Genomic DNA, 19,007 nt, shown 5'->3' with positions numbered 1-19,007 from the left:
ATATTTTAGCACAAAATCAAAAGAATCAAACAGCTTATTTTTCAAAAAGTCGATAAACTTATTTGTTAAATCAAGAAAAAAGGCACGGCATCGCTGCCTGCGCCTCTTTTTCGATTGTTGTTTTTCATCTATTCCATCTTTCGTTCATCAGGGACAATCCCTTGATTTAACAACCATTTATGGAAGAACCATTCTCCTATGCCAATTAATAAAGCAGGAATCAAAACTTTCATCCAGATGTTCGTCATATCATTCATAAAATAAAGATATACCCACAAAATGACTGCGGAAGAACCGGCATCTGCGATCGTCGCCGCAATATTCCCCACCTTTCGCAAAATGAGTAAATCACCTAATACATAAATCATCACAACGATAATGACCCCAACAATTGTCGAATCCATGAAGCTAACCCCGTATAATCCTGTTAATACGATCCATAAAATCGCCCAAATCATGATTGCTTTTACAATTAATGCTTTTACATGTTTCATTTTCCACTCTCTCCCCTCAGATTAGAAAAAAATTAGATAATAAAATATCTTTAATTATTTTATCATTTTAAAGACAATACAAGCAAAGATATCGTACTAATTGAGGGGAAAACAAGCCTATTGTCGCTACTCATTGTTTGAAGATAACTTGACTTGTTCAAGTGCTTGAATTAATGCCTGTCTAAAGTTTTGATGATCTTGAGTGGTAAAAGGTTTAGGTCCTCTAGTTCGAAGACCTGCTTTGCGCAACCTTCCACTTTGGTAACGTTGTTCTAACAAGGAGTCAATCGTTGTTGCACTAAATTCTTTACCCGTTTGATGAAACACTCGTACCCTCTTTGGTAAAACTAAAGAAGCTAACCCATAATCTTGTGTGATTAGAATATCTCCTTTGCGAATCAAGCCCACAATGCGGTAATCTGCGCTATCTGCGCCTTGATCAACGTACACAAAATGAACATACGCTGGATATTCTTTATGGGTGTAATGAGCCACGCTCGTCACGATCATGACTTCCACTTGATACAAACCAGCAATTTCAATTACATCTTCCTTAACCGGCGAACCATCTCCATCAATCAGTATTCGCATGATGCCGCACCTCTCGTTTCCATAATAGATAAACACCCAGCACACCAAGGAGTAACCAGCTGATGTTCCCCCACTTAGCGTATTCCATTAATTGCACACTGATCGTAGGAACTCTTAACTTGTCAGTCAACTGCAACAGCACTGCAACGGGTAGTTCTAGCCAACGGGTAAGAACTAATAATAGCCCCATCAAGAGAAATTGATGGACCACACTCCCTTTGTTTTGTGTCGTAAATTTAATGATGACTCGTTGATCCATGGGAATATCCGTATCAGTGTCATAACACACACGATTTAACCAACCGCTGATCACAGCATGACAAAAACTTAAGAAAAACAATCCAATCACAAACGCAGTCGGGATCAATAAAATCAATAAAGAGAGAGAGAGTCCGATCAACTGGACGATCACTGGAGGATAGGGGAAACTACGTAAGATACGATTACCAATCAGCTTAGCGACGACCATTCCAGCTATATAAGGTAGATACATATAAGTGGCTAAATGATCAAATCCATACAAAACTCCTACATAAAATGTACTAAACAAAAAGAGAAAGTTCCCCACCATTCCACTCAAAAAATTCATGAGATTGAGCCAACTTGGAAACTGCCAATTTTTTTTGCCTCGCCCTAAATAAAAAGCGGCTAAAACAAATAAAAAGAGAAAAACATAAATTGTAAGATCAAACAGTTCTGGCTCAACGAGCAAGCGTGCATTTCGAAGCAAAAACAATAAGACAAAAAACACAATGAACAGCACAAATTCTTTCGTGACAAAAATCGTCGTTTTCATCTCTTTAAAATCCAATTCATATCTAGGATAATGGCTGATGGTGTGATAAGCCATGATATAAAACAATGTATAAAGCCCTAACGTCACAACGATTTGGGTCGTACCTGACAACTCGATCGAGCGAAAAAGCAAAACCAATAATAGTAGCGCAAAGATATATTTTTTGCCTGTCATATTCGTAAAACCCTGTCGCTTTTCATGGTAATTAACAGTCACATTTGCTGGAAGTAGCCAAGCTGCACTAAATCCCAATAAAATACTAGACAAATAAAACAAGGGGAAATAGAGCACACCAAAGATCCCTAATAACGAACCCGCCCCTCCCATCAAAAGAGCAATCATCAGTAATGTATAACTATCTAGACCTAAACGAATACTGCGGATCAAAAACAATCCCGTCATACGGAAAGTATAAAATAAGGTAAACGGTAAAATCGAAGCCCAGTTAGCCCCATCGCTCAAATTCAGAAATAAAAGATAAGGAATAAATATAACCGTATTAGCTAAAATAAAAGGTGTTGATTGCGTAAAATTACGACCAAATTGTTTGATTTTCTCGAACATAAAAAAACTCCTTAGCGAGTAATTACAAAACTTATTTTTCATTCATTCTAGCATTAATCATAAGTAGAAACCAATTTTAGCCAATACTCTCAACTAAGAATTCCGACTTATAACGAGCGATAACCTATTGCGACACGTCTTCTTGTCAGTAATAGTAACACTCAAGCCAAACAAACCACGAAAGATTGCCCATAAAAAATAGGACATTACCCAGAATCTCTTCTGACTAATGTCCTATCTTACTGGTACTTGAGTTTTTGTGAACTCAAGCAGACAAGCCCTTCTCCACAAAAGTCTTGCCCGACACCCTTGCATTCCGGCAAGTGATCACATCATGATCTTGTGTCTCCAAAATCAATTAGGCGCATCTGTAAACCAGAGGCCTTCTCGACCCGTCGCATGTCGTTACTTTAACACATATCCCAAAGTTATGCGAGTCTTTTTTTCATTTGATAATCGACCATTTGAAATCCTTGACCAATATCCGAGATCAGTTCACCAGCCATTTCAAAACCTTGATGAAGGTAAACGGCAATGGCTTGAGCATTGCCTTGATTGACACGTAGAAAAATCTCTTTGATTCCTTGTTCTCTAGCGATAGTTTCGTACCACTGAAAAAGAGCCGACGTCAATCCCTTCCCTCTGAATTGATTCATTAAGTATAACTTACTCAAATATATTTTGGAGGCTATTACCTCATAGGCGGTATATCCGACCGTTTGCCCTTGCTCTTTTAAGAGAAAATACTGCACACCTTCCGCCACTTCTTTTTCAATCTGTTGTTTTGATTGATAGGTAGCCAGCATATAGTCCACTTGTGCTTGCCCAATGATCGGAACAAATGCTTCTGGCCAAACTTCCTTGATCACTGATACCAACTCGTCAATTTCAGTTGAGGTTACCTTGACTTTTTCTAACATTCTTTTTCTTTCCTCTCTTACTGCTAAAAATTTCCTTGTGCTTTCTGGAACAGATACAACATAATCAAACTATACGCACCGACAGACCAAGGTTTCAATAATAGGACAATTTGGATATATTCCTTAAAAGATATTTTAGTTAACCCTGCGACCAGACAAACCAAGTCATCAGGCGCAAAAGGAATCAACATGGTCAAACATAGTACTTTTTTGATATCCTTCGTTTTCTGTGTCAGTAATTGGTCGAATTTTTGGTACTTTTTGGGCGATAAAATAAGTTGTACAAAACTAACGCCATAATAACGAACCAATAAAAAACCAATGGCTTCACCGATAATCAATCCAATACAGCTATAAAGTAATCCCCAGCCATTTCCAAACATCAACAAGCCTGCCACTGAAGAAATCCCTCCAGGTAGTATTGGGATGATCACTTGAATGATCTGCAGGAGAATAAAAATCACTACTGCATACTCCCCAAATTGTTGGATGAAGCGTTGCAAAGAAGTGGTTGATCGAAAGATCCCATGTTGATAAGCATAAATGATTAACACCAAAAAGAACAATAAGCCAATAATCGGGATTATTCGGATATATTTATGTAAATGATTGTGATCGTTCATTTTCAGTCTCTCCACCTTTTAGCGCTACTTTTCTTAAGAATCGTTGCAAAAGTAAACGTTTCACTTGATAAATAAGTCGAAGAATCGAAAATAGCTTCTCCTATTTTCATGATTCTTCGACTTATCCTATTGGTTTCTTTGTTTTATTTATGATCCAAAAAACTAGCAACTTTCGTCGTAATCAAATCGATCGCTACGTGATTTTCGCCACCTTCTGGCACGATGATATCGGCGTAACGCTTAGTTGGTTCGATGAACTGATGATACATCGGTTTAACCACAGTCAAATATTGTTCGATCACGGAATCCAACGTTCTGCCACGTTCTTCCATATCTCGTTTGATTCTGCGGATGATACGGATATCATCGTCTGTATCTACATATACTTTGATATCCATCAAGTCACGTAGATTTTCATCTTCTAGAATCAAAATGCCTTCTAATATAATTACTTCTTTAGGCTCTTGGATGATTGTTGCTTGACTTCTTGTATGTGCAACATAATCATAAACTGGTTTTTCAATGGCGTTATAGTTCAGTAGTTCTTTCACGTGCTGAATCAGCAGATCATTATCAAAGGCAAAGGGATGATCATAATTCGTATTCAATCGTTCTTCAAAGCTCAAATGGCTTTGATCTTTATAATAAGAATCTTGTTCAAGCATCATGATGGAATGGTCTGGGAAATTATTGAAAATGGCACGACTTACGCTTGTTTTACCGCTTCCTGATCCACCCGTCACACCAATGATAATTGGCTTGCTTTTTGTCATTGACTAAAACCTCTTTCATATCCGTTTTTACATTCTTATCTATTATAGCGAAAATACACGAAAATGCTATATTTTTCTGAAAATTAATGCTTCTCGATTTCCAAAAGAGGATAAAGTTCTGCTAACGAATCAATTCGATAAGTCGGTACGATTTCTGGAATTTCCGGCAACCGATTTTTGTTAAACCAAATCGTATCAATTCCTGCCAAGTTCCCTCCTTTAATATCTGAGGTCAATGAATCGCCAATAATAACTGTTTTTTCTTTTTCAAATTGAGGAATCTGTGAAAAGACATGATCAAAAAATTCTTTCATTGGTTTTTGGGCGCCCACATCTTCTGAAACAAAAATTTTTTTGAAATAGCCCAACATTTTCGCATCAGTCAAACGTTGATATTGCGTTTTCGATACCCCGTTTGTCACAATATAAAGATCCGCTTGTGAAGATAACGTCTGAAGCAGTTCATGACTTCCCTCAATCAAATCATGCCCCTGATTCAAGTAATGTCTGTATCTTTTCTCCATAGCTAAACTATCAACTGTTTTACCAAATTGTTGAAATAGTAGTCCAAAACGACTCCCGGTAACCTCTTCTCTCGTCATATTCCCTTTTTCAAATTCACGCCATAAGTGATGATTTAATGCCTTATAACTTGTTTTCACTTCTGGTGTCAATTCAATTCCTTGCTCTGCAAATAATTCATTTAATGCTTTTGCTTCTGTCATCTGAAAATCAAGTAACGTATCGTCTACATCGAATAATAAAGTATGATAATTCATTTTTTTCTCTCCTATTTAAAATATATTTTCAATTGCTTTAATTCGGTTAATGTCAGTGAACGATAGGCACCTTCAGCAAGTTGGTCATCTAACTGCAAAGGTCCCATCATTAGTCGCTTTAGCTTTGTCACTTTTTTACCACGTGCAAGGAACATCTTTTTTACCTGATGAAATTTTCCTTCTTGTATCGTTACTCGTACTCGACTGCTGTTTTTGGATGTTTCCATGATTGTTAATTGTGCAGGTAAACAACGATAGCCACCCTCAAAAACAATTCCTGCTTGAAAAGCTTCGATATCTGAAGCTGTCACTTGTTCATTGATCTGCGCCTCATAAGTTTTGAAGACTTTTTTATCAGGCAGCAACATTTCATATCCCAACTGACCATTTGATGTCAGTAATAGTAGTCCTGTGGTATCACGATCCAAGCGTCCGACAGGATAGAGCGGCTTCGCTCGATCCGCTGAAGCAATCAAGTCTAACACGGTCATTTTTGTTTGGTCTTTAACTGCAGTCACAGCACCACTCGGTTTATTCAATAAGTAATAGACTTCGTTTGTCGTTAAACGCTTACCTGAGACTTCGATCTCATGGATCAAACTATCCACATTTCGGTTTTGGCAAAATTCGACACAACCATCAATTTTCACTTGTTTTGATGCAAATAAACGCTTCATCTCTTTTCGAGTCGTTTGTAAAGTTTCTTCAATTAATTTATCTAAACGCATGGTGCTTTCCTTTCTTAGCCTAACAAGCATTATAACCCGAAAGAGAGTAGATGCAAATAAGAAAGCCATTGTTATTCCTTGACTTAAATTCAGATTCGCGCTACGGTTAAAGAGTAAAGTGAATTGGATTTCTCATACACAGCGTAATGACCTGGTGGAGAAAAGTTGAATCCTGACTTTCTAAAGGTAGATGCGCGCATCTATCTTTTTGCGTTTTTTAAGCGCCCTAGCCAATAATGTGCACGAGAATAGCCGTCGAAAGTTCACTTAAATAAAATCTGTTGGTCTACGTTGCCGACAGTCACATTTTAAGGAGGAATTTTGGTTATGTCAGTATCATTAGAAGTAAGTAAGAGAGAAGTACGTCCCCGTTCATTGAGAAATAAATTGCGTCATGAAGGTAAAGTTCCAGCTATTGTTTATGGGTACAATGTTGAAAGTACTCCGATTGCTATTGATGGACAAATATTCAGTAAATTATTACGTGAAAATGGCGCAAATACAGTAATCACAATGACGATTGATGGAAAAAAAGTCAACACGTTGGTTCATAAAGTCCAAACGAATACCTTTACCAACCATTTTGAACATGTGGAATTTCTATCTGTGAACATGTCAGAAGAAACTGAAGTCGAAACTGAAATCGTTCTTGTTGGCGAAGCTGCAGGTGTAAAAGCTGGTGGTGTCTTAGCACAAAACCTTTACACTGTGATCGTCTCTGCTACACCAAGCAACTTACCAGAACGTATCGAAGTTGATGTAACAAACCTAAATCTAGGCGATGCAATCACAGTAGCCGATTTACCTGAAAACAACGATTATAAAGTCGTTTCTGATGGTGAAGAACAAATTGCTGCAGTAGCAGCTCCAACTGAGGAAGCTGAAACTACTGATGAAGAAAGCGAACCAGAAGTTATTGGTTCAACGGAAGAGTAACAAGTGACTTGTTCGTGTCAAAAGCGTTGGCAACCTTCGCTTTTGGCACGTTTTTTTCTCTCCTTAAAAAAAACTTATACTTTGAAAAAAAGTACACGATTTTTGTTGCATTTTTAAAAAAAGTCTATTAGAATGAACCATCGTTACAGTAAATCGTTTATCCTAAATGAAGAAATAAAACATGTCTATTCGATAAAACGAAGGAGGTTAAACAGATGTTTGAAAGTTTTGACAGTAGTCGTAACCGGTATGCCTCTGTAGGTGTTGTATCAAGTTTACCAGATGAACTGATTGATAGTATCTGGTTTATTATTGACCTAGACCTTAAGGGAGTCATCCCCTTAGATAATATGTTAGCCTTTGATTTAATCGACAATAATGGAAAAGTAACTATGCATTTTTCGCAAGCTGGTAGTGATGTTGAGATGGGAATCGATTTACCGTTTCACTATTCATCAAGTTTTCCAAGCCAAGTATATGCTTATGATGATGGTACTAGAGAAACCATTCTTTTACCCAGCGAGATAAGACAGTATTAAGGTTCACAACCATTCGTTGTCCCTTTTGATTTGTACGCCCAGGCCAAGTAGTTGATCCTTTGAATTTATTCTTTGCGTTTCATTCTTTGAATTTATTCAGCGATTCAATTCTTGGCTTGTTTTATGATGCACATCATTGAAAATATCTTTGAAAATGAATCTGCAATACATTGAAAGTTATCAAAATTATTTCATTTTTACCTAGTAATCTCAGGATAAACACTATATACTACTAACTAAATTTTATAGACAATAAGGAGTTTAAAAAATGCGCGATTTAACAAAAGGAAGTCCAGCTAAACTAATCTTAATGTTCACCGTTCCTTTACTTATTGGTAATGTCTTTCAGCAATTTTACAACATGGTCGACATGATCATCGTTGGTCAAACATTAGGGAAAAATGCGCTGGCTGCTGTTGGTGCAACCGGAAGCTTGACCTTTTTAATCCTTGGCTTCGCTCAAGGTCTTACTGCTGGATTAGCGATCATTACAGCTCAGCGTTATGGTGCAAAAGATTATCGTGGTCTTAAGAAAAGTTTTGCTGCAAGTGTTGTTATCAGTTTGGTTGTCACTATTGCATTAACCGTCCTTAGTTTAGTATTTATTCGCCCGATGCTGCAATTGATGCAAACGCCCGTTGAGATTATTGACCAAGCACAAACGTTCATTTCAATCATCTTACTAGGGATTTTCGCATCTATGAGTTTTAACTTGCTTTCAAATGTTATTCGCGCGCTTGGAGATAGCCGGACACCACTTTTCTTTTTGATTATTGCAGTGGTTGTCAACGTTGTGCTTGATTTGATTTTCATCATTTCTTTTGGAATGGGTGTCGAAGGCGCAGCAATTGCAACGGTTATTGCCCAAGTTTGCTCAAGCCTACTATGTTTAGTTTATATCAAGAAAAAAATTCCTTTGTTGCAATTACGTAAAAAAGATTTTCACTTTGATAAAGAAGAGATTCGTGTTCATTTAAACGCTGCTCTTCCAATGGCTTTTCAATCATCCATCATCGCCATTGGCGCCATCGTCCTTCAAGCTGCGTTGAACAGTTTAGGAACAGATGTCGTAGCCGCTCAAGCAGCAGCCAGCAGAATTGACCAATTTGCTAACCAACCAATGATGTCCTTTGGGATTGCTATTGCAACATTTACTGCTCAAAATTATGGTGCAAAAGAATATGGTCGAATTTTAAAAGGTGTTAAGCAAACACTTATGATGAGTATTGGCTTTAGTGTTGTTGCAGGTGCGATCGTGATTTTCTTCGGTCATTCACTTATGCAGTTGTTTGTTTCACCGACAGAGACTCGTGTCTTTGAATTAGCTCAAACTTACTTCAATATCAATGGTTCCTTATATTGGATCTTAGCGATTTTATTTATCTTACGTTACACACTACAAGGACTTGGTCAAAGTAAGATTCCAACACTTGCAGGAATGATGGAATTAGTCATGCGTTCATTTGCAGCAATCATTTTAACTGGTTTACTTGGTTATACGGGTGCTGCAGCTGCTTCACCACTTGCTTGGGCAGGATCTGTCGCTGTTCTACTATACTCTTACTTGCGTTCAATGAAACAACTTAAATCTTTCGAGAATGAACAACAATACGCTATGGATGATCCTGAAATCCAATACAATAGTATCCAATAAAAGAAAAAAAGACATTTCTCTCATCGATCAGATAAGCAGAAATGTCTTTTTTATTAGCAATTTACATGATGTTCCGTTCAAAAAACGAAGGAGTCTGGTTAGATGATTTTAGCGAACAATTATTATATATGATCATTTTTACGAGTATTTTCATCCGTATCTTCTACTCGAACGTCTCCTTTTGTATCAATATCCAACTCTTCACGACTTACTTCTTCCGTCACTTGTTTCATATCTTCATGCTCTTTTTTGTGAATACCTACCTCTTCACGTACTACAGTATGTTTATTGACATCAATTTGTTCTTCTTTAAGAGGAATTGTAATCGTTTCGTCTTCCAAAGAATCATCTGAAATATTCTCGCTTGCTTCAGCATTTACTGGTTTTCTTTCGATAACGATTTCTTCACGCTTCACAGGGACTTCCACTGTTTTAGTATCATTAACAACGTGTTTATGGATATCAACTTCCCCAGTTGTCACGTCATGGGTATTGACATCTAACTGTTCTTCTTTGAGTTGAATATTTTCATTATTTGTATTTAGTGTATCCGTTGGATCGGGCATATTTTGAGTCCGATCGTTTTCAACAACTGCTTCATTTTGCGCTTTGTAATCTTTAACCGTAATCACTATTTTCCCAGCGGCAATATCCTCTTTGTATGAATACAATGGATCATCGTTAACAGAATCATCCGCTTTTTCTGTATACGAATCTTCCTCATAGGTGTTAGAAGTGAACGTATCTTTGATCCGTTCCCATAGCGAGCGTTCTTCATGCGTGCCTTCAACCTCATCCACATTCGTTTCTACATCAATTCCTGATAAACCAGAAAAACCAAAATTTTGAGCAGCATCTTTTGTCGTATAGATAATGATATCGTCTCGATCGTATCCTTCATCACGCAATTGTTCGATCACTGATAAAGCTTCTTCCCTCGTACTGTAACTACCAATAACTGTTAGATTTCTTTCATTCATGTGAATCCCTCCTGTTAATAGTATGTCTGTATTTAGTGATTCCGCTTACAGGTCTATTCTATCGGATATTTTTTTTTAGAACAAATATATGGTTTACAAAGTAAAAAAGATGCCAATCCATTCAGCTAAGTCGAATGGATTGGCATCAGTTCTATCGTTTAAAATCTTATGATCAAGAGATCCGTCCACCAAAATGAGTAGGAAGCTTCCGACTAAGGGACAAAAAGAAAGTATAAACATCGGTTTATTCGTTTTTGGTAGTGGTTAGAATGTTTTGTCTTACTTCTCTCATTTTTTTTGATCGTGAAATGTAGGATTTTGTTTATCCCAGATTCTTCATTCTGTTTTATTCGAATCGATACTGTTTTCTGCTATTTCTTGTTTTTTGATTTTAAAATAGTCCACATGCGTATGGTTATATTCTAACACCGTAAATTGAAAAGAATCAATTTGGATCACTGTACCTGTCTTGATGTTTTTTTCATGGTTCGACATAAATCCAGATAGTGTGATAAAAGTAGACTCTTCAAATTCAGGGATCGTAACGTGGAAATAACGACCAAAATCATCTAACGTCAATTTTCCTGAAACAATATAGCTCCCATCTGCTTGTTTCGCTATCAATGCTTCATCCAAATCCGTTTCATCCCGAATTTCCCCTACGATTTCTTCTAAAATATCTTCAATCGTCACTAAACCACTCGTTCCCCCGTATTCATCTTTTAAAATAGCAATATGTTTTCCTTTTTTACGCATGATCGTCAACAGTTTTTTGATGGGGATCGTTTCTGAAGTAACGATTGGTTCTTCCACCAACTCATCCACTGTTAATTGATCGTCTTTAAACGACTGCTTAATCAAATCTGGTAAAGTAACATAACCAAGGACGTGATCCTTTGACCCAGAAATAACGGGGTAGCGGGTATGACCTCTTTGAATAGAAGCTTGAATTGCATCTTTCACTGTCTCACCAGCTTCAAAAACCTGCATAGAGGTTCGATCCACTTGGATATCTTTTGCCAACGTATCATCAAATTCAAAGACATTTTCTAAATAATAGTACTCTTCTTTCGTCAACTCTCCTTTTTCATAAGAATTCATAGCCACTAACGTCAATTCTTCTTGAGATAATGTCTCTTCTCCTTCTGAAACTAATTTCACGCCTAATACTTTTCCTAAAGCCGCAGCAGAATGATTCAACACCCAAATAAAAGGAAACATTGCTTTATAAAAATAATGCAACGGACGTACAACAAATAAGACCACTTGCTCTGTATTCACGATACTATAACTTTTAGGTAAAAGTTCTCCGATCACCACATCGATATATGTCACTAAGATAAACCCTAACGCGACAGAAATCGTTCCGCTCAATGCTGAGCTAAACGGCAATCGACCGATCCAAGGCTCTAGTAACGCCGCCACTGAGCCTTCGCCAACCCAACCAATGATCAACCCAGTCAAGGTAATTCCTAATTGACTAGCCGACAAGTAGTTATCTAAATGATGCGTGACATGTAATGCTAATTTGGCATTCTTTACATTTTCTCTTTCTAATTGTTCTAAACGTGAACGTCTGATTTTAACTAATGCAAATTCACTAGCTACAAAAAAAGAAGTCACCGCAATCATCAAAAATAATATGGCAAAATTAAGTACCATAACTTCCCACCTCTCTTCTCTCCCCTATTGTACCTCTTTTCGAAAAATAATTTAAATCAACGATCCACGATCACATCGGAGGTTGAGACAAAAGTGTTTAGCATCAAGAAATAAGAAGAAATTTCCGAAAATTGACAAGAAACACAAATACTTGTTTTTGATGTTGATTGTTACCTACTCGGTGCTTCTCAAATTTTTGGTAAATTTCGGCTTATTTCCGAAGATGCTGCTTTTGTCTCACCGTGAACAAGAGGTCGTGAAAAGAGTGTTTTGACCTGAGCGTTAAGGATGGAAATCTCGAAACAGCTCCCCATGTTTTGAGATTTTTTGACTTATCGCCGAAGGTCAGCTCTTTGAACACCGTTTATTCGTTTTCAGAGATACTAGAAGAGACTGAGACAAGTTTTGTCCCAGTCTCTTCTTGAACAACAAAACTCTTTTAACTTAGCAAGCTTTGTCAAGCTTTTATCCAAAACTAAAATTTCATATAGCCGAAAAAAGAAGACTCTTTGTCTGATCGATTCCTTTACAATAGTTCTAGTAAAAAAATCAAAAGGAGATTATCTTATGCCCCTTAGTCAAGTTCTGAAAGAACACAAATTAATGAAAGTATCAGAAAATAGTATTCACTTGTGGAATCGAATGTTGAAAATTCACGGCTTAAGCCAAACCTTAGCCTATTTAACTACATTTAATTATGAAACTGAAAGTATCAAAAATATTATAAACAACCTTCATTTGCCAGCAGGAACAGATAAAGAACAGATTGAAACCTTGTTAAATGTTCTGGGAAAAACGGTGGTGGAATCAGGTTTTTCATCTGATCAGGAGTTACTAACCACAATTGACCAGTGGAACGCAATGCTTAAACTAAACGGTGCTGATGAAACCTTCGCTTTTCTAGCTACCTGTAACTATAATGATTCAATGATCAAATTTATCATAGCGAATCTTTACTTACCAGAAACGATAAATCCAGTCATTGAATCAGATAAAATCATTACGGCAGAGCGATCAACTATCACTTCAGATTTTCAATCCAACCAAGAACTACTAAATACGATTGACCAGTGGAACACGAGGTGTAAAGAACGTGGCCCAAACGAATGCTTAACATCTTTGTCTAAATTAAACTATAAAGCCAGAAGTATTAAATTTATTATGGCTAACCTCCAGTTACCAAAAACAATGGACCGTTTAGCCAACACAAAAAAAATAGTTGAAGCAAACAAAATGAATATAATATCGAATTTCAATCAAAAAATAAAAATAATCGCAAAGAAAAAAAAACGTTACACAGCCTAAACAACATCATTAATAACCTTGAATTACCAAAGTTGGATGCTGAAATACTAAGAAAAAAAATCATTCTAAAAACTCAAAAAGTAATCGAAATTGGTGTTAAAAAACACCTCGCTAAGATGAATTTCGCATATAAAAAGACGCAAACCCAAGTTTACATAAAGCAAATGCAACAAGAACCAAATGAAATTGACATCTACCTAGGAAAATCTCACCTAAAAGATTTAAAAAGAAAAGCAATCAATAGTATTTCAAATAAACATCTAAGCGAGCCTAAAAAAGCTAAACTCTCTTTGCAACGCTAAATAGCCCAAAAACAATGGGAGAAACATTCCAAGAAATGTCTCTCCCATTGAATACTTTATTCGCTAAAGTTTAATTTTTCCGTTCTTTTAACCACGTTTTTCTTGTTACACCAATTAGTAAAGGTACTGTTTCATGCTTTACTTCACTATACTCCAAGCCAAACCAAGTTTCTGGCGTGGTCGCAATTTTTTTAATTGCAAGTTTTGCTTGCATGATTTGTCGTTCCCATTTGCTGAGAGTCGTCACATTTGAGATCACTTCATCAATCAAGATAAATTGGAAATCACCGACTTCTCTTCCCGGAGTTAACGAGTAAGTCTGCGGTTGTTTTGGTAATCTTCCTTGTTTCATCAAATCGTGAATGATTTGACGAACATAGACATTGATTTCTTGTTGTACTCTGAATCCTAAGAAGAGATTCACTTGTACGACAAAATCAGTATCCATCATATCGATTTGGTATTCTTTCGTATAAGGTTCATCCGTCACTTCCACATGTACGAACCAATATACACGTGCTCTTTTTGGTCGTTTGTCCAGAATCGAGTAGACAAATTGTCTACCAACTTTTCCTTCGGCCATATCTGGTACTAAGAACACCACATTAGTTTGATAAAGTGGCAATGAGTGATCATCTCTTAATTCCGCTAATTGTGGAATGTAATCTTTTAATGCCACATCTTCCGCAGCAGACTCACGGATGATATTTCCTTGTTCCCAAATGAACATGACAGCTAAAATAATGATCGCCATCAACACCGCAACAAACCCTCCGTGGAAAAACTTCACGATACTTGAGATGAAAAAGATGATCTCGATCGCACCAAAAAAGAAAGACACAATCCAGGCGAACCATTTGGAATAGTTGCTTTGGATCAAATAGAAATAAAGAAGTACCGTCGTCATCAACATCGTGACAGTAATTGAAAGTCCATAGGCTGCTTCCATATGATGTGATGTTCGGAAAGTAACCACGATCAACGAACAAGCCAACCATAAAATCAAATTAACCGCGGGAATATACATCTGACCGATACTGTTTCCTGGATACATGATTTTCAAGCGTGGTAAGAGTTTTAACTTAATCGCCTCTGATACCAATGTAAATGATCCAGTAATCAAAGCCTGTGAAGCAATGACCGCAGCGATCGTAGCAAACCCAACGCCAATAATCAACCAACCTTTAGGTAACATTTGGAAAAATGGATTGAGATTATTGATTTGTTGCACCTCTTGATTTTGATAAATATTCAGTAACCAAGCCGCTTGTCCGAAGTAATTCAATACTAAGCAAAGTTTAACGTAAGGCCAACTTAAACGGATATTTAATTTCCCCACATGCCCCAAGTCAGAATACAATGCTTCCGCCCCTGTTGTAGCCAGAAAGATGTTTCCTAAAATAAAGAGACCTAATCGATTGTCTGGACTAAAAAGTAGGCGAATCGCGTAGTAGGGGTTCAACGCTCGGATCACCGTCCAGTCTTGGCTGAAATTTATTAAACCCATCACACCTAAAAAAGTAAACCATAAAAACATGATCGGACCAAACGCTTTTCCTACTATCTCGGTACCGAATCGTTGAACCATAAATAATACGAAAATGATGACTAATGTAATAATGACAATAATATTTTGATCGTTACCGAATCGATCAAAAAATTGTGGGATACCTCTTAACCCCTCGATTGCTGTCGTGACAGTCACCGCTGGGGTCAATACTCCATCAGCAAGTAGAGCAGCTCCACCGATCATTGCTGGTACGATCAAGTATTTACTCCCTTTCCTGACTAGTGTATATAAAGAAAAAATCCCACCCTCACCGTGGTTATCGGCATTTAACGCAATCACCACATACTTGATTGTGGTAAGTAATGTTAGTGTCCAAAAAATCAATGACACCGAACCAAGGACAAATTCAGGATTGATACCTCGTAGTCCTCCGTTATCTTCTACGATGGCCTTCATTACATATAGTGGACTCGTTCCAATATCTCCGTAAACTACGCCCATCGCAACTAATAGACCAGCCATTGAAATTTTTTTAGTGTTGTGTTTTGTTGTCAATTGTCCCCCTCTTTTCTACTTTCGTTCACTATCGTATTTTCTTCACAAATCATTGATCTTTTATTTCATGTGATTTACTTAACTAGAGACCCCTACGAAGTGTCAAATCATTATACAAGATTTCATTTAGTAATGTCGACGGATATAGTCTGCTAAAAATGAATACACACCGAGACAAAAAAGAGCTCCTAGCAATGAAGGGATGAGGTAGAATCCTTTGATCGAGGGACCTAATTCACCAAGAACAAATTCTCCTAACCAACTTCCTAAAAAGCCGATCACTACATTTCCAGTGACACCGCCAGGTACATCCTCATTTAAGATCAATCCAGCGAACAGACCTAAAACGCCACCAACGATCAAAGTCAGAAAAAAATAAAGCATCTCGTTCCCTCCTTAAAAAATACACCTTTATTTTACGTTATTTTGAAAATTAGACCAAAGATTATGAATAGCTTTTATCCAAGTAAACTTTCCAGAGGGATTTTAGCTATAAAAAGAAGGAGTAAGACATTGTCTCACTCCTTCTTTTTCAATGTAGCAAAAACAAGTATTTTTCACTGGCGTAGGCATTTCACCCTTCAGATTACTCTTTTTGCTATTTTATCGTTTGAACGATTATTTTGTTTCTTTTTCAGAACCATCTTCTGTTAACATCGCTTTTCTAGAAAGATTTACGCGACCTTGTTTGTCAATCTCAGTTACTTTGACAAGGACTTCATCACCCAATTTGACTACATCTTCTACTTTATTGACACGGTCATTTGAAAGTTGAGAGATGTGAACCAATCCGTCTTTTCCTTTGATCAAGTTAACGAAAGCACCAAATTTTTCAATACGAACTACTTTTCCTAGATAAACCTCACCGACTTTTACTTCTTTGGTTAAGTCTTCAATGATCTTGATTGCTTTTTGGATCATTTCTTTATCAGATGAAGCAATACTTACTTTACCATCTTGATCGATATCGATTTTCACACCAGTTTCTTCAATGATACCATTGATTGTGTCGCCACCTTTACCGATCACATCTTTGATCTTCGCAGGGTCGATTTGGATCATTTCGATTTTCGGTGCATATGGGCTTAATTCTTCACGAGGTGCTGCAATCGTTGAAGTCAATTCTTCTAAGATTTCCATACGTGCTTGTTTTGCTTGGGCTAGCGCTTCTTTTAGGATTTGTTCCGTAATCCCTTGGATCTTAATATCCATTTGTAGAGCAGTAATCCCATCTTTAGTTCCAGCCACTTTAAAGTCCATATCTCCCAGATGATCTTCTAATCCTTGGATATCTGTTAAAATCGTATAGTTTTCGCCATCTGAAACAAGTCCCATTGCAATCCCTGCAACTGGTGCTTTGATTGGTACACCGGCATCCATCAATGCTAATGTCCCAGCACAGATACTTGCTTGTGAAGAAGAACCATTCGATTCTAAAACTTCTGCCACTAAACGGATTGTATAAGGGAAATCTTCTTCTGAAGGAATCACTTGTGCTAGCGCACGTTCACCTAAAGCACCATGTCCGATTTCACGACGACCAGGTGATCCCGCACGCCCTGTTGAACCAACAGAAAATTGTGGGAAGTTGTAATGGTGGATGAATCGTTTGCTAACTTCTACTCCCAGTCCATCAATAATTTGGTGTTCACCTAGTGGCGCAAGGGTACAAGCAGATAATGCTTGAGTTTGTCCTCGAGTAAACAAACCTGAACCATGCACCCGTGGCAACAAGCTTACTTCTGAAGCTAGTGGACGGATTTCGTCCAATTTACGCCCATCAGGACGGATCTTGTCGATCGTGATCAATTCACGAACTACATCTTTTTCTAAGTCCTCAGTAATTTGTTTTACTTCTTTTAGTAATTGATCTTCCTCTTCATGCCCGATAAATTTTTCGGCATAAGCTTCACGAATATCGATTTTTACTTGTTCGATATTGTCTTCACGAGCTAGTTTTTCTTCTGTCATAACAGCCGTTTTCATCGTAGCATAAGAAGCATCAAAGATTTCTTTTTTCAAATCTGCATCTACTTGTAACAAAGAAACTTCCATTTTCTCTTTGCCGACAGCTTGGACGATTTCTTCTTGGAAAGCAACTAATTCTTTGATTGCATCAAAACCAAATAGTAATGCTCCAAGCATATCTTCTTCAGAAACTTCTTTCGCACCACTTTCAACCATGTTGATTGCTTGTTTTGTACCTGCAACACTTAGTTCAATATCTGTTTGTTCCGCTTGTTCAACTGTTGGATTCAAGACATATTCGCCATTCACACGGCCGACTTCGACACCAGCAATTGGTCCATCAAATGGAATATCTGAAATTGATAATGCTAAAGAAGAACCTAGCATTGCAGCCATCGCAGGTGAACAATCTGTTTCAACACTCATCACGATGTTGGTTACTTGAACTTCGTTACGGAAGCCATCCGCAAACATTGGGCGGATCGGACGGTCGATCAAGCGAGCCGTTAAAGTTGCTTCTGTACTTGGACGACCTTCACGCTTGATAAATCCTCCAGGAATTTTACCGGCAGCATACATCTTTTCTTCATAGTTGATCGTCAACGGGAAGAAGTCAGTATCTTTTGCTTCTTTTGAAGCAACTGCCGCACTTAAAACTACAGTATCTCCATAGCGAACTAAAACTGCTCCGTTCGCTTGTTTTGCTAATTGACCGACTTCGATTTGTAAGGGACGGCCTCCCCATGTCGTTTTGAATATTTGTTTTTCTGACATAATTACTCCTTTTCTTTCTCGTGAAAGCAAGACGCTACTAAACAAATGAAAACCGCCAAACGTCGCTTATCCAGCTTTCATTTGGTTAGTAGGAGTCTATCATGCTTTTTTCGAGAATGGTTGTATTAGGTATTACAGTAAAAAAAGTGAGATTCATTTGAACCCCACTCTTTTTGTCAAAATTAACGGCGTAGACCTAAGCGTTTGATCAATTCGCGGTAACGTTGTACATCAGTCTTACGTAGGTAAGCTAACAAGTTACGACGGTGACCAACTTTTTTCATTAGGCCACGGTATGAATGATGATCTTTTTTATGCATACGTGCATGTTCATTCAAGTGGTTGATTTCTTCCGTTAATACAGCGATTTGTACTTCTGGAGAACCAGTATCCCCTTCATGGCGTGCATAGTCTTTGATGATTTCATTTTTACGTTCTTTTGAAATTGCCATTTCTTTCACCTCTTTCGATTATTCCCCTGTGACTGAGTAAAACGTTGGTGATTCGCTTAACCAAGTAACAGGCGATATGCCTTACGCATACAGCTATACTTT

General features: G+C 37.5%; 19 protein-coding genes. 5 read left to right on the top strand and 14 right to left on the bottom strand.

Features of this window, described 5'->3' with window-relative positions:
• Positions 1 to 128: 128 nt before the first annotated feature.
• The 8 genes from IGJ23_RS00965 to IGJ23_RS00930 all read right to left on the bottom strand — a co-directional run bounded on the left by IGJ23_RS00965 (position 129) and on the right by IGJ23_RS00930 (position 6,268).
• Positions 129 to 494 (bottom strand): DUF2512 family protein, encoded by a 366-nt coding sequence (locus IGJ23_RS00965; protein ID WP_034698720.1) that lies wholly within the window; start codon positions 492 to 494, stop codon positions 129 to 131.
• 126 nt (positions 495 to 620) lie between these two features.
• Positions 621 to 1,085, bottom strand: coding sequence for a YaiI/YqxD family protein (locus IGJ23_RS00960; protein ID WP_088745039.1), 465 nt, complete (start codon positions 1,083 to 1,085; stop codon positions 621 to 623).
• On the bottom strand, positions 1,069 to 2,445 hold the full coding sequence (locus IGJ23_RS00955) for a hypothetical protein (RefSeq protein ID WP_094940636.1): 1,377 nt from the start codon (positions 2,443 to 2,445) through the stop codon (positions 1,069 to 1,071). Before IGJ23_RS00955 ends, IGJ23_RS00960 begins: the two co-directional genes overlap by 17 nt.
• Positions 2,446 to 2,873: 428 nt before the next feature.
• Positions 2,874 to 3,365 (bottom strand): GNAT family N-acetyltransferase, encoded by a 492-nt coding sequence (locus IGJ23_RS00950; protein WP_010736856.1) that lies wholly within the window; start codon positions 3,363 to 3,365, stop codon positions 2,874 to 2,876.
• A gap of 23 nt (positions 3,366 to 3,388) precedes the next feature.
• On the bottom strand, positions 3,389 to 3,988 hold the full coding sequence (locus tag IGJ23_RS00945) for a TVP38/TMEM64 family protein (RefSeq protein ID WP_034698710.1): 600 nt from the start codon (positions 3,986 to 3,988) through the stop codon (positions 3,389 to 3,391).
• A gap of 143 nt (positions 3,989 to 4,131) precedes the next feature.
• A complete protein-coding gene (gene udk, locus IGJ23_RS00940) occupies positions 4,132 to 4,761 on the bottom strand; it encodes a uridine kinase (protein ID WP_010720341.1) in 630 nt (209 codons plus the stop codon).
• Between the two features lie 83 nt (positions 4,762 to 4,844).
• Positions 4,845 to 5,540 (bottom strand): YjjG family noncanonical pyrimidine nucleotidase, encoded by a 696-nt coding sequence (locus IGJ23_RS00935; RefSeq protein ID WP_010720342.1) that lies wholly within the window; start codon positions 5,538 to 5,540, stop codon positions 4,845 to 4,847.
• Positions 5,541 to 5,551: 11 nt separating this feature from the next.
• A complete protein-coding gene (locus IGJ23_RS00930) occupies positions 5,552 to 6,268 on the bottom strand; it encodes a 16S rRNA pseudouridine(516) synthase (RefSeq protein ID WP_081128316.1) in 717 nt (238 codons plus the stop codon).
• 327 nt (positions 6,269 to 6,595) lie between these two features.
• Between IGJ23_RS00930 and IGJ23_RS00925 the strand changes: the two genes are divergently transcribed.
• The 3 genes from IGJ23_RS00925 (at position 6,596) to IGJ23_RS00915 (ending at position 9,397) form a co-directional block, all read left to right on the top strand.
• A complete protein-coding gene (locus IGJ23_RS00925; protein ID WP_010736853.1) occupies positions 6,596 to 7,204 on the top strand; it encodes a 50S ribosomal protein L25/general stress protein Ctc in 609 nt (202 codons plus the stop codon).
• 215 nt (positions 7,205 to 7,419) lie between these two features.
• Positions 7,420 to 7,743 carry a DUF960 domain-containing protein gene (locus tag IGJ23_RS00920; protein WP_010720345.1) on the top strand — a complete coding sequence of 108 codons (324 nt, stop codon included), beginning with the start codon at positions 7,420 to 7,422 and terminating at the stop codon, positions 7,741 to 7,743.
• A 268-nt stretch (positions 7,744 to 8,011) separates the two neighbouring features.
• Positions 8,012 to 9,397 carry an MATE family efflux transporter gene (locus IGJ23_RS00915; RefSeq protein WP_063626437.1) on the top strand — a complete coding sequence of 462 codons (1,386 nt, stop codon included), beginning with the start codon at positions 8,012 to 8,014 and terminating at the stop codon, positions 9,395 to 9,397.
• 122 nt (positions 9,398 to 9,519) lie between these two features.
• On the opposite strand, the gene IGJ23_RS00910 is transcribed toward IGJ23_RS00915, so the two are convergent.
• Positions 9,520 to 10,377 (bottom strand): DUF2382 domain-containing protein, encoded by an 858-nt coding sequence (locus IGJ23_RS00910; protein ID WP_207413903.1) that lies wholly within the window; start codon positions 10,375 to 10,377, stop codon positions 9,520 to 9,522.
• Between the two features lie 336 nt (positions 10,378 to 10,713).
• Positions 10,714 to 12,039 carry a hemolysin family protein gene (locus tag IGJ23_RS00905; RefSeq protein WP_010736850.1) on the bottom strand — a complete coding sequence of 442 codons (1,326 nt, stop codon included), beginning with the start codon at positions 12,037 to 12,039 and terminating at the stop codon, positions 10,714 to 10,716.
• A 567-nt stretch (positions 12,040 to 12,606) separates the two neighbouring features.
• On the opposite strand from IGJ23_RS00905, the gene IGJ23_RS00900 reads away from it, so the two are divergent.
• A complete protein-coding gene (locus IGJ23_RS00900; protein WP_438774526.1) occupies positions 12,607 to 13,344 on the top strand; it encodes a hypothetical protein in 738 nt (245 codons plus the stop codon).
• Positions 13,345 to 13,376: 32 nt separating this feature from the next.
• On the top strand, positions 13,377 to 13,646 hold the full coding sequence (locus IGJ23_RS00895) for a hypothetical protein (protein ID WP_051641764.1): 270 nt from the start codon (positions 13,377 to 13,379) through the stop codon (positions 13,644 to 13,646).
• Positions 13,647 to 13,716: 70 nt separating this feature from the next.
• Here IGJ23_RS00895 and IGJ23_RS00890 read toward each other — a convergent pair whose 3' ends face one another.
• From IGJ23_RS00890 to rpsO, 4 genes are all read right to left on the bottom strand, one after another.
• Complete coding sequence (locus tag IGJ23_RS00890) at positions 13,717 to 15,711, bottom strand: KUP/HAK/KT family potassium transporter (protein ID WP_438774525.1); 1,995 nt, start codon at positions 15,709 to 15,711, stop codon at positions 13,717 to 13,719.
• A gap of 126 nt (positions 15,712 to 15,837) precedes the next feature.
• The gene (locus IGJ23_RS00885) at positions 15,838 to 16,095 is read right to left on the bottom strand and encodes a GlsB/YeaQ/YmgE family stress response membrane protein (protein ID WP_010720351.1); all 258 of its coding nucleotides are present in this window, start codon (positions 16,093 to 16,095) and stop codon (positions 15,838 to 15,840) included.
• A gap of 234 nt (positions 16,096 to 16,329) precedes the next feature.
• Entirely contained in the window at positions 16,330 to 18,453 is a 2,124-nt protein-coding gene (pnp, locus tag IGJ23_RS00880) for a polyribonucleotide nucleotidyltransferase (RefSeq protein ID WP_063626433.1), read from the bottom strand.
• Positions 18,454 to 18,635: 182 nt separating this feature from the next.
• On the bottom strand, positions 18,636 to 18,905 hold the full coding sequence (rpsO, locus tag IGJ23_RS00875; RefSeq protein WP_010720353.1) for a 30S ribosomal protein S15: 270 nt from the start codon (positions 18,903 to 18,905) through the stop codon (positions 18,636 to 18,638).
• Positions 18,906 to 19,007: the final 102 nt, after the last annotated feature.

Origin of the sequence: Enterococcus sp. DIV1682a (assembly GCF_051711005.1) — a bacterium.
Taxonomy (GTDB): domain Bacteria; phylum Bacillota; class Bacilli; order Lactobacillales; family Enterococcaceae; genus Enterococcus_B; species Enterococcus_B hirae.
The sequence above is the reverse complement of the archived record's forward strand: the minus strand, read 5'-3'. Positions and strand labels throughout refer to the sequence as shown.

Bases quoted from the DNA above. Each gene is read 5' to 3' on its own strand.
- IGJ23_RS00965 (WP_034698720.1), bottom strand. From the start codon at position 494: ATGAAACATGTAAAAGCATTAATTGTAAAAGCAATCATGATTTGGGCG.
- IGJ23_RS00960 (WP_088745039.1), bottom strand. From the start codon at position 1,085: ATGCGAATACTGATTGATGGAGATGGTTCGCCGGTTAAGGAAGATGTA.
- IGJ23_RS00955 (WP_094940636.1), bottom strand. From the start codon at position 2,445: ATGTTCGAGAAAATCAAACAATTTGGTCGTAATTTTACGCAATCAACA.
- IGJ23_RS00950 (WP_010736856.1), bottom strand. From the start codon at position 3,365: ATGTTAGAAAAAGTCAAGGTAACCTCAACTGAAATTGACGAGTTGGTA.
- IGJ23_RS00945 (WP_034698710.1), bottom strand. From the start codon at position 3,988: ATGAACGATCACAATCATTTACATAAATATATCCGAATAATCCCGATT.
- udk (WP_010720341.1), bottom strand. From the start codon at position 4,761: ATGACAAAAAGCAAGCCAATTATCATTGGTGTGACGGGTGGATCAGGA.
- IGJ23_RS00935 (WP_010720342.1), bottom strand. From the start codon at position 5,540: ATGAATTATCATACTTTATTATTCGATGTAGACGATACGTTACTTGAT.
- IGJ23_RS00930 (WP_081128316.1), bottom strand. From the start codon at position 6,268: ATGCGTTTAGATAAATTAATTGAAGAAACTTTACAAACGACTCGAAAA.
- IGJ23_RS00925 (WP_010736853.1), top strand. From the start codon at position 6,596: ATGTCAGTATCATTAGAAGTAAGTAAGAGAGAAGTACGTCCCCGTTCA.
- IGJ23_RS00920 (WP_010720345.1), top strand. From the start codon at position 7,420: ATGTTTGAAAGTTTTGACAGTAGTCGTAACCGGTATGCCTCTGTAGGT.
- IGJ23_RS00915 (WP_063626437.1), top strand. From the start codon at position 8,012: ATGCGCGATTTAACAAAAGGAAGTCCAGCTAAACTAATCTTAATGTTC.
- IGJ23_RS00910 (WP_207413903.1), bottom strand. From the start codon at position 10,377: ATGAATGAAAGAAATCTAACAGTTATTGGTAGTTACAGTACGAGGGAA.
- IGJ23_RS00905 (WP_010736850.1), bottom strand. From the start codon at position 12,039: ATGGTACTTAATTTTGCCATATTATTTTTGATGATTGCGGTGACTTCT.
- IGJ23_RS00900 (WP_438774526.1), top strand. From the start codon at position 12,607: ATGCCCCTTAGTCAAGTTCTGAAAGAACACAAATTAATGAAAGTATCA.
- IGJ23_RS00885 (WP_010720351.1), bottom strand. From the start codon at position 16,095: ATGCTTTATTTTTTTCTGACTTTGATCGTTGGTGGCGTTTTAGGTCTG.
- pnp (WP_063626433.1), bottom strand. From the start codon at position 18,453: ATGTCAGAAAAACAAATATTCAAAACGACATGGGGAGGCCGTCCCTTA.
- rpsO (WP_010720353.1), bottom strand. From the start codon at position 18,905: ATGGCAATTTCAAAAGAACGTAAAAATGAAATCATCAAAGACTATGCA.